This is a genomic window from Proteus penneri (genome assembly GCF_003144535.1).
In the GTDB taxonomy this organism is placed as follows: domain Bacteria; phylum Pseudomonadota; class Gammaproteobacteria; order Enterobacterales; family Enterobacteriaceae; genus Proteus; species Proteus penneri.
Map to the genome: position 1 here is coordinate 285948 of NZ_PHFJ01000004.1, position 16179 is coordinate 302126.

The 16179-nt window shown below is 40.0% G+C and carries 14 protein-coding genes; 3 read left to right on the plus strand and 11 right to left on the minus strand.

Annotated features, from left to right (window positions below; genetic code table 11):
• Positions 1 to 1133 precede the first annotated feature (1133 nt).
• From CUB63_RS07775 to agaR, 11 genes are all read right to left on the minus strand, one after another.
• Positions 1134 to 2195 (minus strand): glycoside hydrolase family 88/105 protein, encoded by a 1062-nt coding sequence (locus CUB63_RS07775; RefSeq protein WP_006533832.1) that lies wholly within the window; start codon positions 2193 to 2195, stop codon positions 1134 to 1136.
• Between the two features lie 17 nt (positions 2196 to 2212).
• Positions 2213 to 2968 (minus strand): 2-dehydro-3-deoxy-D-gluconate 5-dehydrogenase KduD, encoded by a 756-nt coding sequence (kduD, locus tag CUB63_RS07780; RefSeq protein WP_006533833.1) that lies wholly within the window; start codon positions 2966 to 2968, stop codon positions 2213 to 2215.
• Positions 2969 to 3052: 84 nt separating this feature from the next.
• Positions 3053 to 3883: a 5-dehydro-4-deoxy-D-glucuronate isomerase gene (gene kduI / locus CUB63_RS07785; protein ID WP_006533834.1), complete on the minus strand. Its 831-nt coding sequence runs from the start codon at positions 3881 to 3883 to the stop codon at positions 3053 to 3055.
• A gap of 42 nt (positions 3884 to 3925) precedes the next feature.
• The gene (gene nagA / locus CUB63_RS07790; RefSeq protein WP_109847813.1) at positions 3926 to 5095 is read right to left on the minus strand and encodes an N-acetylglucosamine-6-phosphate deacetylase; all 1170 of its coding nucleotides are present in this window, start codon (positions 5093 to 5095) and stop codon (positions 3926 to 3928) included.
• Positions 5092 to 5526: a PTS galactosamine/N-acetylgalactosamine transporter subunit IIA gene (gene agaF, locus CUB63_RS07795; RefSeq protein WP_109847814.1), complete on the minus strand. Its 435-nt coding sequence runs from the start codon at positions 5524 to 5526 to the stop codon at positions 5092 to 5094. Before agaF ends, nagA begins: the two co-directional genes overlap by 4 nt.
• Before the next feature lie 99 nt (positions 5527 to 5625).
• Positions 5626 to 6516, minus strand: a complete 891-nt coding sequence (locus tag CUB63_RS07800) for a PTS system mannose/fructose/sorbose family transporter subunit IID (protein ID WP_072063421.1) — start codon at positions 6514 to 6516, stop codon at positions 5626 to 5628.
• Positions 6506 to 7273, minus strand: a complete 768-nt coding sequence (gene agaW / locus CUB63_RS07805) for a PTS N-acetylgalactosamine transporter subunit IIC (RefSeq protein ID WP_006533840.1) — start codon at positions 7271 to 7273, stop codon at positions 6506 to 6508. The genes CUB63_RS07800 and agaW overlap by 11 nt, the downstream gene beginning before the upstream one ends.
• A gap of 47 nt (positions 7274 to 7320) precedes the next feature.
• On the minus strand, positions 7321 to 7815 hold the full coding sequence (gene agaV, locus CUB63_RS07810) for a PTS N-acetylgalactosamine transporter subunit IIB (RefSeq protein WP_072063422.1): 495 nt from the start codon (positions 7813 to 7815) through the stop codon (positions 7321 to 7323).
• A 24-nt stretch (positions 7816 to 7839) separates the two neighbouring features.
• On the minus strand, positions 7840 to 9030 hold the full coding sequence (locus CUB63_RS07815) for an SIS domain-containing protein (protein WP_109847815.1): 1191 nt from the start codon (positions 9028 to 9030) through the stop codon (positions 7840 to 7842).
• A gap of 12 nt (positions 9031 to 9042) precedes the next feature.
• The gene (kbaZ, locus tag CUB63_RS07820; protein WP_109847816.1) at positions 9043 to 10323 is read right to left on the minus strand and encodes a tagatose-bisphosphate aldolase subunit KbaZ; all 1281 of its coding nucleotides are present in this window, start codon (positions 10321 to 10323) and stop codon (positions 9043 to 9045) included.
• 52 nt (positions 10324 to 10375) lie between these two features.
• Positions 10376 to 11155 carry a transcriptional repressor AgaR gene (agaR, locus tag CUB63_RS07825; protein ID WP_006533848.1) on the minus strand — a complete coding sequence of 260 codons (780 nt, stop codon included), beginning with the start codon at positions 11153 to 11155 and terminating at the stop codon, positions 10376 to 10378.
• Positions 11156 to 11690: 535 nt separating this feature from the next.
• Between agaR and CUB63_RS07830 the strand changes: the two genes are divergently transcribed.
• The 3 genes from CUB63_RS07830 to CUB63_RS07840 are packed head-to-tail and all read left to right on the plus strand — an operon-like array spanning position 11691 to position 16100.
• Positions 11691 to 12926 carry an anaerobic sulfatase maturase gene (locus CUB63_RS07830; RefSeq protein WP_109399731.1) on the plus strand — a complete coding sequence of 412 codons (1236 nt, stop codon included), beginning with the start codon at positions 11691 to 11693 and terminating at the stop codon, positions 12924 to 12926.
• Positions 12927 to 12959: 33 nt separating this feature from the next.
• Positions 12960 to 14570 carry a sulfatase family protein gene (locus CUB63_RS07835; RefSeq protein WP_109847817.1) on the plus strand — a complete coding sequence of 537 codons (1611 nt, stop codon included), beginning with the start codon at positions 12960 to 12962 and terminating at the stop codon, positions 14568 to 14570.
• Between the two features lie 54 nt (positions 14571 to 14624).
• Positions 14625 to 16100 carry a DUF2264 domain-containing protein gene (locus CUB63_RS07840; RefSeq protein WP_109847818.1) on the plus strand — a complete coding sequence of 492 codons (1476 nt, stop codon included), beginning with the start codon at positions 14625 to 14627 and terminating at the stop codon, positions 16098 to 16100.
• The last annotated feature ends 79 nt before the right edge of the window (positions 16101 to 16179 follow it).

Below are 16179 nucleotides of genomic sequence, written 5' to 3' on the forward strand. Positions count from 1 at the left end.
ACGAATTAATTAATAATTTAAAATAACGCGAAGAAATCGACACATTTATTATTGCTAATAAATGTGTTGTCTCATTTAAATAATTTGATATTCTCTGCGCGGGTGCTTGGATCAATCTGGTTCAAGCATTTGCTAAATGCCAGAAAGAGAAAAGCCCCGGAAAATATATTTATATTAACCGAGGCGGACTCAAACCTGAGAACTTGATTCTGCCTCCTTATAGAGGAGCTGTCAAGAAAATGAACAAATATTCTCTTATTAGTATGATTGTTATTAGTATAAATATCACCGTATTGCTGATATTTTTATTTTATAACAATCCAATTGAAAATTTCACAATTAATAGTGAATATATAAATGTTCAGGTTAAGTTTATCAGTAATAAACACTAACCTTGTGGGGGAGTCATCCCCCACAGTTTTCTAATTAAGTCATTATGGTTTAATCTAAGCACCCAAATTTATAATAAAAGGTAACAAATTACCGTTACCTCTTATTTTATTTACTCGCGCAGTTAGCGAATTAATTACTTATTTAAAATAATAAAAAAAATCGCATGATTTATTATTGATAATAAATATGTTGTCTCATTTTAATAGTTTGCTATGCTCTGCGCGGGTGCTTGGATCAATCTGGTTCAAGCATTTTGTAAAAGCCAGAAAGAGAAAAGCCCCGATTATGTTATTTAACATTAACCGAGGCCGAATCTAACCCAACAACTTGATTCTGCCTCCATTTTTATCGGAGTGCAAGAGGGAATGAAAAAATATTCTTTAATCGGACTGGTTATCGTGACGATGATAATATCGAACCACGTATTATTAGAGAGTAAATATCTTATTTATTCATACCAACTACTGGATATTTAATTATTCAGGTTAATATAGCTTTTACTTTATATTAATCTTGTGGGGGAGCGCTCCCCCACAGTTTCCTTATTCAATAGTTGTGTATTTATCTAAGCACCCAAATTTATAATAAAAGGTAACAGATTTATGTTACCTCTTATTATATTAAAAATAAAAAAGCCGACCCCTATTTTTGGTCGGCATCCTAGATAGGAAAATATTGCGCGGAAGGCATGTAAAGCGCAAGAAAAACAACAAAGCGTCAATATCAAAGCTCTAGCAATATTACAAAAGATTTAAAACTTCACTTCCTGCTAATAAATAAGCACCAGCACCATAATCCATATTATGTTCAAACTTCACTTCACGAGGGTTAAATGCAGGAAGTTGAACCCAACCTATCATGCCATTGTCATGAATACAGGTTTGTAATGCCGACCATGCTTTATTTAAAGCAGGAAAATAAATTTCTTTCTCTAATACTCCCTGATTAATTCCCCATGCTAGTCCATAACAAAATAGTGCTGTAGCTGAACTTTCTGGTGCAGGAAAATTATCAGGATCAAGTAAACTGGTTCGCCAAAAACCATCTTCATGTTGATAATCTAGGATGGATGTCGCTAATTCTTTAAACAATACAATATAACGTTCACGGCCATGATAATCATCAGGCATATATTTTAGGATGCGAGGTATCGACGCTAAAACCCAACCGATACCACGGCTCCAAAATACTTTTTCACCATTAGCTTCACGTAATTCATTGCCTTGACCATCAGGAATATAGCGATGATCACGAAAGATAAGCCCTGTTTCAGGATCACGTAAATGGTCAATCGCATCCCAATAAGCTGTGTGCATATAATCTAAATAACGTCGCTCATTGGTGATTTCAGCTAACGCAGCAAAACCAGGAGGCGCCATAAAGAGTGCATCACACCACCACCAGTCTTCACGACCAGGTTTTGGCTCATCAATCATAATATCAAATGCTTTGATTGTTGGCTCAACCACTTCAGATTGTTCAAACAATGGACTAATAGCCAGATAAGCTTGTGCACACACATGATCATCTGCAAAGCGAGGATTAGGACCCGTTCTAAACCCAGTATGTAGTGTGTAATTCAATACACCATTAAGATATTCTTCATCTTGTGTGGCTTGCCATGCTGCACTGACACAACTCCATAAAACACCGCGTTCCCAATCTGTGTCTTTAATAAAACGGGTTTTTCCACTACGGCGGCGGACACTGCGAACTTGATTAGCCGATTGATAACGATACACTCGCTTCATATTTTGCAATACGGTATTCTTTTGCAAAGCCTCTGTATTAGCGTGTTCCATCCTACTTCTCCATGAAATTAACGAGCCAACCAACCACCATCAACTGCAATAGTGTATCCATTAACATAATCACTGGCTTTAGACGCTAAAAAAATCGCAGGACCAGCAACATCTTCTGGCGTTCCCCAACGTCCTGCAGGAATACGTTCTAGGATAGCGGCATTACGCACGTCATCTGCGCGTAGTGCTGCGGTGTTATCTGTTGCCATATAACCCGGAGCAATTGCATTTACATTGATATTATATTGAGAGAGTTCAGTCGCCAATGCGCGAGTTAATCCCATTACTGCGGATTTACTTGCGGTGTAAGAAGGTACACGAATACCACCTTGATAAGAGAGCATAGAAGCAATGTTAATTATCTTTCCACCCTCTCCTTGTTTTACAAATTGGCGAGCGACTTTTTGGGATAAAAAGAATAGTGTTTTCTGATTAATATCAATCACATCATCCCAATCTTTTTCACTAAATTCTAAAAGGTCTTCTCGACGAATAATCCCTGCATTATTCACCAAAATATCAATACGCCCCATCACAGAAACAGCTTCATCCACCAGCGCTTGTAATCCATCTTGTTTCATTAAATTTTGCGTAATGTAATGAAAGCGACGACCCAATGCTTCTACTTGTTGGCGAGTTTCTGGTGCATCTTGAATACCCACTCCCACAATATCTGCACCCGCTTTGGCTAAACCAATAGCCATGCCTTGACCTAAACCTGTATTACAACCTGTGACAATAGCAACTTTGCCATTTAAATCGAATAAATTCATAGCAGTAACCTCTCAGGTGTGGCTTCATTGCCACACCTTTTTTATAAGTAGAGTAAGAAGAAAATGTAACTATTCGTATCGTAGTTACTTCAGATCTTTCATTGCCACATGATCCATATCGTGGAAGACCTGATTCTCACCAACCATTCCCCAAATAAAGGTATAAGATGCAGAGCCCACACCAGAATGAATTGACCAGCTAGGGCTTATCACTGCTTGCTCATTACGAACCACTAAATGACGAGTTTCCGTTGGTTCCCCCATATAATGGAAAACCACATTGTCATCTTTCATATCAAAATAGAGATACACTTCCATACGACGCTCATGGGTATGACAAGGCATGGTATTCCATAAACTACCTGGTTCAAGAACCGTCATCCCCATAGATAATTGGCACGTTGGCAGAACTGAAGGGTGTAAGAATTTATAAATAGTACGAACGTTACAGTTTTCTGCATTACCTAATTTTTCAGGCGATGCTTGCTGTTGCGTTATTTTGCGCGTTGGGTAGGTATGATGAGCTGGCGCACAATTCATATAAAAACGCGCGGGTGTTTCTACACAATCACTGGTAAATTCAACACTTTTAGCACCCATTCCGATATAAATTGCTTCACGAGCACCAATATCAAACACTTCACCATCAACAATTACTTTACCAGCACCACCAATATTAATGGCACCTAACTCACGTCTTTCTAAAAAGAAATCAACGCCTAATGCTTTACCTGCCATTAACGCTAAAGGCTGTGTTGTGGGAACAATACCGCCAACAATAATGCGATCTATATGGCTATAAGTGAGATTCATTTCCCCTTCACAGAATAGGTTTTCAATCAGGAACTCCTTGCGAAGTCCTTCTGTATCAAGCCTTTTAGCATGTTCACTATGAATTGGCTGACGAATTTCCATTATAAATACCTCATTTTTACTGATGGGTGCATAACAGAAAAGCTATGCATTTTCCCCGGATACAGAGTAAATATGATTTCCTCTGATGAATGTATCGGTGAGATGAAAGCACTCATCCACCACAGCAAAGCTGGCTTGTCGCCCCACTTTGATATAACCCAATTTATCGCCGATGCCGAGATACTCTGCGGGGATCGCAGTTGCCATTTGTACCGCTTCCCACTCAGGTACGTGCGCAAGTTGCACCATATTTCGCAATGCACTATCTAAGCTACAAGTACTCCCAGCCAAAGAACCATCGGCAGTTTTTGCTTGACCTTGGGTAACGCTAACTGTTTGAGCACCTAGCGTATAATCACCATCAGGTAATCCCCCTGCACGCATACAATCTGTAATTAGCGCAAGTTGTTGGTAACCTTTCATGCGATACGCTAATTGCATCATCACGGGATGAACATGAATGCCATCGGCAATCAATTCCGCCAATACATCGTGATACAACACGGCACCACAACATCCTGGCTCTCGGTGATGAAGTCCCGTCATCCCGTTATACAAGTGCACGCCACAATCAGCGCCATGTAAAAATGCATCTGACGTTTGTTCATAAGTTGCCGCCGTATGTGCCACACTAGGTTTAATGCCTCGATTGACCAACCAATCAATCGCTTCTATTGAACCTTGTGCTTCTGGCGCAACAGCGACACGCAATAATGAGTCACCCGCACTTTCAAGTAGTGTTTCTAACTCTGATATTGTCGGTGCTTTTAGATATTTCACCGGGTGAGAGCCTCGATGGCGCTCGGTAAAATAAGGCCCTTCTAAAAAGCTCCCAAGCAACAACGCACCGGACGTTTGTGGCTTTGATAAGAACTCACGTACTTGTGATAATGCTAGGCGAATGTCATCTATAGGCGCAGTAACCGTTGTACCAACCCACGCTACAACGCCTGTTTTCACTAAAGCATCCGCGATGGTTTGCAACCCTTGCTCAGTCGCATCCATAACATCCGCACCTTCACGACCATGAATATGGATATCCACAAAACCGGGTAATAATGATTTCCCTTTTAGGCGAATAATGGGGCAATCAGTTGGTGCTTGCGAGGTGATCGATTCAATGACATCGCCCCTAACACAGACATAACAGAGATAACGAATCCCTTCAGGTGTAAACGTTCTATCTGCCAAAATGGCGTATCGCTGACTCATAAGCCGTCTTCTTCATCAGCATCATTGCTGTCTATTTGTGCCAATTGCTCACGAATATCCTGAATACTCTCTTGACCTATTTCGCGTAACGTTTGCACTAACTCTGACGTTGAACACCCTTCTCGTTCAAAAGCGGCATTAACAATCATCGGTAAATTCACCCCAGCTAACACCTCAACATCAAGATTTTGCATCATAATGGCCATTGCTCGATTACAAGGGGTTCCACCAGGTAAATCTGTTAAGAACAAATATTGCTGACATGACATTGAGTCAATCGCTTCACGCATTTTTTCTTCTAATTCATCAGGGGAAATAGACTCAACAAAATCAATAAACGCGATATTTTCCTGTTCTCCAGCAATCGCTTTTACGGCTGATGCCATACCAGAAGCAAAATTAAGATGTCCTGAAACAATAAGACCTATCATGAGTGACTCCTTGCGGGCAGCAGAAGACTCTCCTGCCCGTTTATAGCAAGTTAATAATGTATTTCGATTGACAATAACGACTGTGGTAAAGGCTCTCTGTTATAAGAATCCTAATACATGGCCGACAACGCCAAATGCAAGAGTTGAGAAAATCAATACCGGAGGTTTACCCCAAAAACCGGTGCTTTTTACCATTTTGTACATCAGGAAAACTAAGCACAAAGGCAGTAAATTCGGCATGATTTTGTCAAAGAGCGCGGTTTGCAACTCGACCACCTTTCCTCCCAGCTCTAACGAGGCGGTGGTTTGCACCTTGATAAAGGTCGCGGAGAGCGCCCCAATGACAAAGATCCCCATAATATTGGCGGCTTTAGCCAGTTTTTCAGTGGCATCACTCATATTGACCATCGCAGCGGTTCCCGCGCGATAACCCATAAACATCAGCCCGAAATACACTAAAAAGTGCACAATTTGATATAAAAAGAAGAAAACAAAAGGCCCCGCAATCGAACCCTCCATAGCAATAGATGCGCCCAATGCTAATGTCAGTGGCATTAAGGTCATGTGGTCAATAGCATCGCCAATACCCCCTGTTGGCCCCATTCCTGCTACTTTCATCACGTTAACAGTTGATGGTTTTTCTTTGTTTTCTTCCATTGCAACAGCTGTACCTAATAAAAAGGTAAACAGCTTAGGACTGGCATTAAAAAATTGCAGATGGTTTTTCAGTGATGTTGCATAATCGCGTTTATTATTCCCATGGATCTTCTTTAATGCTGGAATAATTGAGAAGGCAAATCCACCACCTTGCATACGTTCAAAGTTAAAGTTACCTTCCATAAATAACCCTCGGAACGCACACTTCCAAAGGTCACCTTTCGTGATCACTTTTCTGACTGTGGTATCTTGATACTCATCAATGCCATCAATCAAAGAACCTGTTTCTGTTTTATCCTGCGTTTTCAATGCGGTGCTGTTATCAGATACCATCTTCGAAATCCTCATTCTGCTGACTTGTATTTTTGTTGTTACCACTAAAGAAGAAGTAGAGCGCGGCGGCTGATGCGCCTAAAATAGCGACCGCCATAATTGGCAGTTTTAAATAGGTTGTCATAACGAAACCAATGAAGAACACACCGGCAACTTCTTTTGACCACATGATTTTCAGCAACATGGCGAAACCAATAGCAGGAACCATCTTCGCACCAATACCTAAACCTTCAAGCAACACTTTCGGGGTATTCTCATCAATCCATTGAGCTGCATGTTCACCAAAATAGACCGTTACGAAGGCAACTAAAGCATAGAGTAATGAACGTACTATAATCGTGATAATCAGTAGCCGTGACACACCACCAGCATCGGCTCTTTCTGCGTATCTATCGGCTTTTCCCATAGTGAATGCCGTCATTGCAAAGAAGCCAATCACCAACATTTGCATTAACACAGCAATTGGCATACCAATCCCCATAGCAACTTCAGGTGATTGATTTGTCATTACCGCAAAAGCAACCGCAGCAATGGTGCCTAATGTTACATCTGGTGGCTGAGCACCGGCGTTAGGAACAAGTCCTAACCAAGCAAGTTCTAATGTTGCACCTGCAATCAATCCAACCTGCATATCACCCATAATCAGGCCAACAACAGGCCCTGTAATTAATGGTCTGTGAATATTTAATGCAACATCATACTTATCTATACCGCAAAAGAAGGCCCATAAAGCCACTAAAGAAGCTTCAAAAATCATAAATAATCCTCAAACCTGCTAATGCAGGTTTTTTGTTCAGGAAATTATCAGGCTGATGCTAGCGCTAACACGTCAACCGGTGTCTGATCGGGGGTGTTTTGGATTGTGCAAGTCACACCGTTTGCGACAAGGCGTTTAAACGCATCAATGTCGGCATCATTGACTGATACGGTTTTCGCAATTTGGCGTTTCCCTTCATGAAAATGCATATTGCCAACATTACAGTGAGTAATGGGCACACCGCCTTCCACTAAACGGGCAACATCTTTCGGGTTATTACACAAAACAAAAATTTTCTGACGAGGAGATGCTTTACTAATAACATCAATAGTTTTTTGAATAGAGAAGAAGCGAACAGCGTACTCACCACCCGCTGACGCTTTCATACCTGCTTGCATAAATGCGGCATTAGGGCCTTCTGCTGCATCATCATTAGCCACTAAAATCAGGTTTGCTTCGGTATGTTTACCCCATGTAATGCGGATTTGACCATGGAGTAAACGTTCATCAATGCGAGTCCAGACAATATTAGGTGTGTTCATAATTAGCTCTCTTATTATATTTTATTAATTTAAAGCAGACTGTGTGTCGTCTTTTTTGTGTGAGAACGGATAAATTGTGACGCCTTGTACAACGCGGTTGATTTCTCCTGTCGGAGACGGGTTATCAGGCGTATTCCCTAGTGCAATGGAACTGTGAAATGCGAATGATTGCGCCAACATCAAGTAAGGGAACAATAGCGCCACATCAGAACAGTTCTCTAACGCAGGAATATAAACAAAACTCTCTGGTGAGAAAGCGTTATCATTTCGTGCGGTGATCGCGATCACCTTGCCTGATGCATTATCGTGAATAACCTCTCGTAATAAGTCTGTCTCATATTGACGTGTATAAGGATCATTAGAGAAAAACATCACCACTAAAGTTTCTTTATTTACGATAGACTTAGGCCCATGTCGAAAACCTAATGGAGTATCAAAGCTTGCAACCACTTTACCCGCTGTAAGCTCTAACATTTTCAACGCAGCTTCTTGCGCTAAACCTTGCAATCCACCGCTTCCTAGATAAATAACTCGTTTAAACTTACCCGCGTATTTATCCCGAATAATTTGATTGGCTTTATTAAACTGTGCTTTATAGTGACTAAAAAAAGGTGCAATAGAATCCCTAAAGACGTTATCCCCTAAAAAGATGGTCACTGCCGCCATCATCATGGATGAAAAGCTAGAGGTCATTGCTAAAGAACGGTCATTGGATTCTTCAGGCATCAACAATGCCAATGCACTACTGTTATTTTGGCAATATTCATAAAGCTTGCCATTTGCATTACATGTCAGCACTAAGTGATGACACTGAGATAGACATTCAGTCGCAACATCTAACGCTGCCACACTTTCAGGGCTATTACCCGAGCGAGCAAAAGAGATTAATAATGTTGGGATATCTTCTGCTAAATATTCTTGTGGATCAGCCACTAAATCGGTTGTTGCAATCGCATCTACTCGACGTTTTGTATGGCCACTTAAAATAGGCGCCAATGCTTTTCCAGCGAATGCGGACGTACCTGCACCTGTTAAAATAATTCGTGCATGAGGCACTGCAAGCGCTTTATCTAAAAAGGCCTCAATATCAGCACGTTTCTCTTTTACTGATTGCCATGTTTTCTTCCAACATTCTGGTTGTTGCTCAATTTCTTTCGCAGTCCAAAATGCATTCAGTTGCTCTAATTTAGCGGTCTGATAACTTAAATATTCCATGGTTTCCCTCAATTAATGGACATAGCACGCATCGGCATACACCGATAACACATCACGAATTTTCGCAATAACAAAAGATTCAGGCGATCCGTCAATCATGCCTTCTCTAAATTGGGTAAATTGATAAGGCAGATATTGACTCAGTAATGGTAGTGGAATTGGTTTAACGGATAAGTTATCCATTAGCGTATCGATGGCGGCATTAATTTCAGCATCAGGCCAGTAATAGCGAATACGATCACTAAAACTATATACTCGAGCAAAGGCTTGTTGACGCTCATCACCGTGATAATATTTTTGCCAAAATCCAGGCTCTCGGCACATCAGTTGTTCCATTTTTTCGCGCAATTTAGAGCACTGTTCTTGAGGGAATAATGTTTCTTCAATGGAGCAAAGTGCGTATAAACCTTCACGCATTGCAAAGGTTAATGCTGGCCCAACTTTTAAAATGGCAAAGTGATCATGAACTAGCTGTTTATAAGCTTCTTTAGTTTGATAATCCGTAGAGTGGGCTTCAAAAACAAGGTGAGAATAATCATTTACCACTTGGCTTAATGCTTGTGCTTCTTCTTGTTGATAATCAATGATACCCGTATGATCAAATTCAACGCCGGGTTGAACAACTAAACCAATAACGCGTTGCCAACAATCACCAATCCCCACATCATGAAAAGCTTGGCGATGGCATTCTAAGGTTTTACGCGCAGCATCAGGTGAAGTAACTTCAACAGTATCAAGCTCTTCAGCAGCACCGCCTGGAACGGGTACTTCTGTACCAACAACATAAACAATATCACTTGTACCAAATGTCTCTTTTGCCGTATTTTCTGCAATTACAGCGAGGCGAGCGGCACGAGATGCCACAATTTCATCCGTCAAAGGAATAGGATCATCAGCACAAGACATACTGCAATCAAGATGGATTTTCTTAAAACCCGCAGCAACATAATGTGCAATCAACACATCTGCATTCGCCATCGCATCTTCAGCATTAAGGTGTTGCCAACGATTAGGCCCTAAATGATCGCCACCAAGAATAAGCTTCTCGATAGGAAAACCGACATTTTTCGCCTGTTCAATAACATATTGGTAGAAGTCAGCGGGGGTCATTCCTGTATAGCCACCAAACTGATCAACCTGATTAGAGGTGGCTTCAATTAGCAGAAAGGAATCATTATCCAGCGCTTGTAATAGAGCTGCTTCTATTACTAAAGGATGGGCAGAACAAACAGAATAAATACCATTCTGTTTGCCTGATTTATGTTGCTGAACAATCTTTTCTAAAGGATGCATTAATACTAACTCCATAATCAACACCGGCGGTGTTGCTAATGGAGTTAGCAAATTACGATGCCTTATCGTCGACGATAATCACTTCGATTTTATGATCTTTCAGTTCCTGAACATATTCTTCAGGAATACCTGAATCGGTCACTAATATATCAATATCACCAAATTCTCTGATCATATGACAGCTGCGTTTACTGAATTTCGTAGAATCGGCAACCGCAATAATCGTTTCTGAGATATCACACATTAAACGGTTAAGACTGGCTTCCTGTTCATTGTGTGTAGTAATACCAACACGTAAATCGAATCCGTCAACACCTAGAAAAACCTTATCAAAACGGTAATTTCTAAGGCTATTTTCAGCTTGTGAGCCAGAAAAAGACAACGCACTTTTTCGCAATACACCACCGGTCATTAATACTTCCACACCTGAGGTATTTGCTAACTCCATTGCGACATCCAGACCGTTAGTCATGACCACTACATTTTCGCGCGACTTTAAATGTGTCGCGATTTCGCGAGTAGTTGTCCCCGAGTCAAGAATGACGGTGTCTCCATCCTTTATCAGCGTTGCGGCTGCTTTCCCGATTAATGTTTTTATGCCCGCGTTTTGTCCACGTTTTTCGTGGATACTCAATTCGGCAATAAATCCTGTGTTAGGAATTGCTGCGCCATGAGAGCGAACGATATAACCATTTTTTTCAAGAAAGCTTAGATCGCTGCGGATAGTGACACTTGAGACTTTAAATAATTCAGCGAGATCTTCGACTCTGGCTTTACCTTGCTGGTTTACCATATCGAGGATTTCCATACGCCTCTCAACTGCCGCTTTCACTTTCGTCTCCTTACGAAACCAAAAGACTTTCTTTCGATTGGTTTCGAATATAGTTTACTACGCCAATTTTTACCGACAATGCAAAAAAACAAAACTTTTGATCTCTTTCACAAAGTTTCGAATCATCATCGATTACTTACGATTATTTTCGTGTAGCTTCAATGATAGCCTTGAGGCCATCAGTTTCCAATAATTAAAATGATATAACGCAACACTACACTTGTTATTACACCATCTACAGCTAGATAAAATACAATAATATAGATTTTATCTCGCCTTATCTCACAAAATAAAGATTAAAACTTCATTACATTCATTTATTTTCGAAAAAAAAATCATAATAAATAACTCAAATAGTCAATAGAATATGAAATAGTATCGAATCGAAAGTATTTTTATCGAAAATAATCGTATTTATCTTTCGTAAAAATCTTTCATTTGCTTTCGATATCTCGTATTTGTGATTTTAATCTCTTTTGTTTTGATAAATTTTACGTAATGTAACAGGATAAAAAAGAAACTCAGGAAATAACTAATGGCATTAAATCAACCTGCTTATTTTCATATGATGGCAAAACCGACAAGCTACCACTGTAATATTAAGTGTGAATACTGCTTTTATCTGGAAAAAGAAAATATTTTTCAAGATAAAACAAAAGAGACAGGCCATACCGTGATGCCAGATGGTGTACTTCGTCGTTATATTAAAGACTATATTCAGTCACACGGTGGAGATCAGGTTGATTTTTCTTGGCAAGGTGGCGAGCCAACGCTTGCAGGATTAGCTTTCTTTGAACAAGTCGTCAAATATCAAAAGCAATTTGCTAACGGCAAGACAATTACAAATAGTGTACAAACCAATGCAATTGCTATTAATCGCCAATGGGCACAATTCTTTGCTGATAATCACTTTCTATTAGGTGTTTCAATTGATGGCATTGAAGCTGTTCACGATAAATATCGTATTTCAGTCAATGGAAGCCCTACTTTTGAACGAGTAAAACGTGCAATTAAGTTACTCAATGAATATGGTGTCGAATTTAACACACTCACTGTCGTTAATGACCAAAACTGGAATAAAGGAAAAGAAACTTATCAAGCCTTAAAAGAATTAGGCTCCACTTTCTTTCAATTTATTCCCATTGTCGAAGTCGATAGACGCTTTCCTCATACTCACGGAGGACATTATGCACCGGGTCCTAATGCACAATTAGCGCCGTTTTCTGTTCCGGCTGAAGGTTATGGGCAATTTATGGCTGAAGTATTTGATGAATGGGTACGGCAAGGCGATATCGGGAAAATATATATCCGCTTATTTGATAGTTTATTAGGCACATGGATGGGATATCCCGCATCAACTTGTATTCAATCTAAAACCTGTGGTCAGGCATTGATCATTGAAGCCAATGGTGATGTTTACTCTTGCGATCACTATGTCTATCCCGCTAATAATTTGGGCAATATTCATCAAAATAGTCTTGCTCATTTAGCCACATCAAAACAGCAACAGCGCTTTGGCCAAAATAAATATGATAAACAAACTCGCCTTTGCAAACAGTGTGAAGTGCAAAGCTTATGTTACGGCGGTTGCCCTAAACATCGCATTATTGCTATTGAAGGCGAAAAACATCGCCATAACTACCTATGTCGCTCTTATAAAAAAATATTTCACCATACCGCGATAGGCATGCAATTAATGCAACAAGCTATTTCACGTGGGGGGCTTGCTAGTGATGCACTCCCTGCGATGAAAAAAAATTACTTAAAGTAACTCTTTTTATTTTGTTTATTCTGGAGACAATTCGTGATCTTACCTTCTGTTAAAAAAAGTTTACTCGCTGGGCTGATTGCTACGTCATGTTTAAGCATTCCAATCTCTGCCAATGCAGGCGGTACACCTGAAAAGCCGAATATTTTACTGATAGTGATGGATGATTTAGGAACAGGGCAGCTTGATTTTGTACTGGATACCTTAAATGTTGATGAATTAGCACAAAGACCAACACCGCCACGTTATGAAGGCGATATCAATAAGATGGTTGAAGCTGCACGCATTGCAATGCCAAATGTCAGTCAAATGGCAACTAATGGTGCCAAAATGACCAATGCATTTGTTGCTCATCCTGTTTGTGGCCCTTCTCGAGCAGGTATTTTTACTGGGCGTTCTCCTGCAAGCTTTGGTACTTACAGTAATGATGATGCCATTTTAGGTATTCCCCAAGATATCAAACTATTGCCTTCACTTTTCCAAGAAAATGGTTATGCCACAGCCAGTATTGGAAAATGGCACAATGCAAAAGTGATCCGCAAACCGAAAATTAATGAAAGTAAACAAACCCGCGATTATCACGACAACATGATCTCAACACCAGAAGCGGGTTACGCACCTCATGAACGAGGTTTTGATTATGACTTTAGCTATTACGCATCGGGTGTGGCTTTATGGAATTCGCCTGCATTTTGGCGTAATGGTGTCAATGTTCCAGCTCCGGGCTATACCACGCATTTATTAACGGATGAGACCTTAAAATTTATTGATCAACATAAAGATAAACCATTCTTTATTAATCTCTCCTATAGCGTTCCTCATATTCCGTTGGAACAAGCATCACCTGCTAAATATATGGAGAAATTTGATACGGGTAATGTTGAAGCAGATAAATACTTTGCTGCCTTAAACGCAGCCGATGAAGGTATTGGCCAAATAATTGCAAAATTAAAAGCAAATGGTGAATTAGAAAATACACTTATCTTTTTCTTATCCGACAATGGTGCCGTTAATGAATCACCAATGCCAATGAATGCAATGGATAGAGGCTTTAAAGGACAAATGTTTAATGGTGGGGTTAGAGTTCCTTTTATTGCTTATCAACCTGGTACCATTCCAGCAGGTACAAAAAGTGATGAGATGATTTCCGCACTTGATATTTTACCGACTGCACTACAAACAGCAGGTATTACTATTCCTGACGATCTAAACGTTGAAGGGAAAAACATCATGCCTTTACTTAAAGGCGAAACAACAAAATCCCCTCACAACTATCTTTATTGGGCAGGCCCAGGCACTAAACATTATAGTGAAGAAAACCAAGAGTTTTGGCATGGATATCACCAATGGATAACCTATCAACGTAAAACACCACCTACAAATCCTAATTTAGAAAAACTCTCTAAAGGTGCTTGGGCTGTACGTGACGGTGAATGGGCGCTCTATTTTTATGATGATGGGAAAAATCAGCCTCAGCTTTTTAACGATAAAAAAGATCCGGCTGAATCAATTGATTTATCTAAACAAAATCCACAAAAAGTTGCTGAACTAAAAAATGCGTATTACCAGTGGATCAAAGATAAACCGAAACCGGTTATTTGGGGACAAGACCACTATCAAATATTAGTGGATTCCGCAAAACCTTAATACGGAGCTTCCGTTTTGTTTCGCAAGGATGCGTCTTTTTTCTGAGATACGAAAATGGCTATTAAAATTGCATCTTCAGCACGTCCCAAGCTTCCTTATGAGCACCCAAACGTAGAAATCTACCAACGCTTATTTAAGGAAAATATCATTCGACGCTTAGTCAGGAAATCAGCTTATCGTCGCTATGATAAAACGATCACTGACTTTTTTAATGATGAAAACAAGTCACTTTTCTCTTTATGCGAAATGTTGACACAGTATGTCACACAGGCTTTTCATCATTACCAAGTCTGGGGTTACTCTCATGCTTATTATCCCGGAAGTCCAGGGCAACAAACGGCAAGAACTGATGCTCTTGAAGGTGTAAGCAGAGTACTTCCTCTACTTGCCGCATGGATAGTTAGCAGCCAGAAAAGTACATTGTTAGGACTAAATCATCAAGTTTTCAACTTACCTTTAATCATCACACAAAGCTTTATTCATGGTACTGACCCACTTCATAAAGGCTATTGGGGGAAACTTGAAGATTACGATCAACGGATCTGTGAAGCATCTGATTTAGCACTCACTCTTTGGATAAGCCGTGAATGGGTGTGGGATACATTAGCACCTGCAACACAACAACAAATTATTACTTGGTTCGAACAAGTTAATCACTGTGAAATTGTTGATAATAATTGGCATTTCTTCCCTCTTACCGTTCAATTTGTCATTAAAGCACTCACAGGAAAAGACACGATTGCACATTGGCGCTATGAACGATTAAAAGAGTTTTATGTTGGTGATGGGTGGTTTCGTGATGGTGCAAAAGGTAATTATGATTACTACAATGCGTGGGGTTTTTACTATTCACTGTATTGGTTAGCACAAATTGACCCTCAATTCGATGCGACATTTATTACTCAATCACTTAACACCTTTAATCAACATTACCTTTATTTTATGACCCCAAAAGGTATTCCTTTTTTTGGTCGTAGCGCCTGCTATCGCCTTGCCGTTTCTGCTCCATTATTAGCGGGTGTCGATTTACATTGTCCTTCAGTCAAAGTAGGCGAGGCAAAACGCGCTTTTGAAAGTAGCCTACGTTATTTTATTTCTCAAGGTGCATTAAAAAATGGTGCGCCAACGCAAGGTTTATTTGCTCACGATCCTCGTTTGGTTGATAACTACAGTGGACCTGCTAGTAGTTTTTGGTCATTACGTGCCGTGATTATCGCGCTTTATTGTGCTGATCGTATCAATTTATGGCAAACACCTTCACTTCCTTTACCTATCGAAAAAGATAACTTTCGTTTCGAAATCCCTGCGATTCAAGCTTTAGTGACTGGAGTGAAAGCAACACAAGAGGTAAACGTCATTTTTTGCGAAGATTATACCACTCAGCAAACGCCATTAACCCGCCGTTTAGAAAAACAGACCTTAGCACAAAAAGTCGCTGAAACCGTGATAGGGCAGTCAAGACGACCGAAAAATAATTTATTACGCAAAGGGATCACCAGTTACAGCTCTAAAATGGCACATTTTTTCTAATCATCTTTCATTTGCTTTCACTGTAATAGCAATAAAATGTGATTTAGATCTTTTACCTTTCTATTTCTTTCGTTTATTA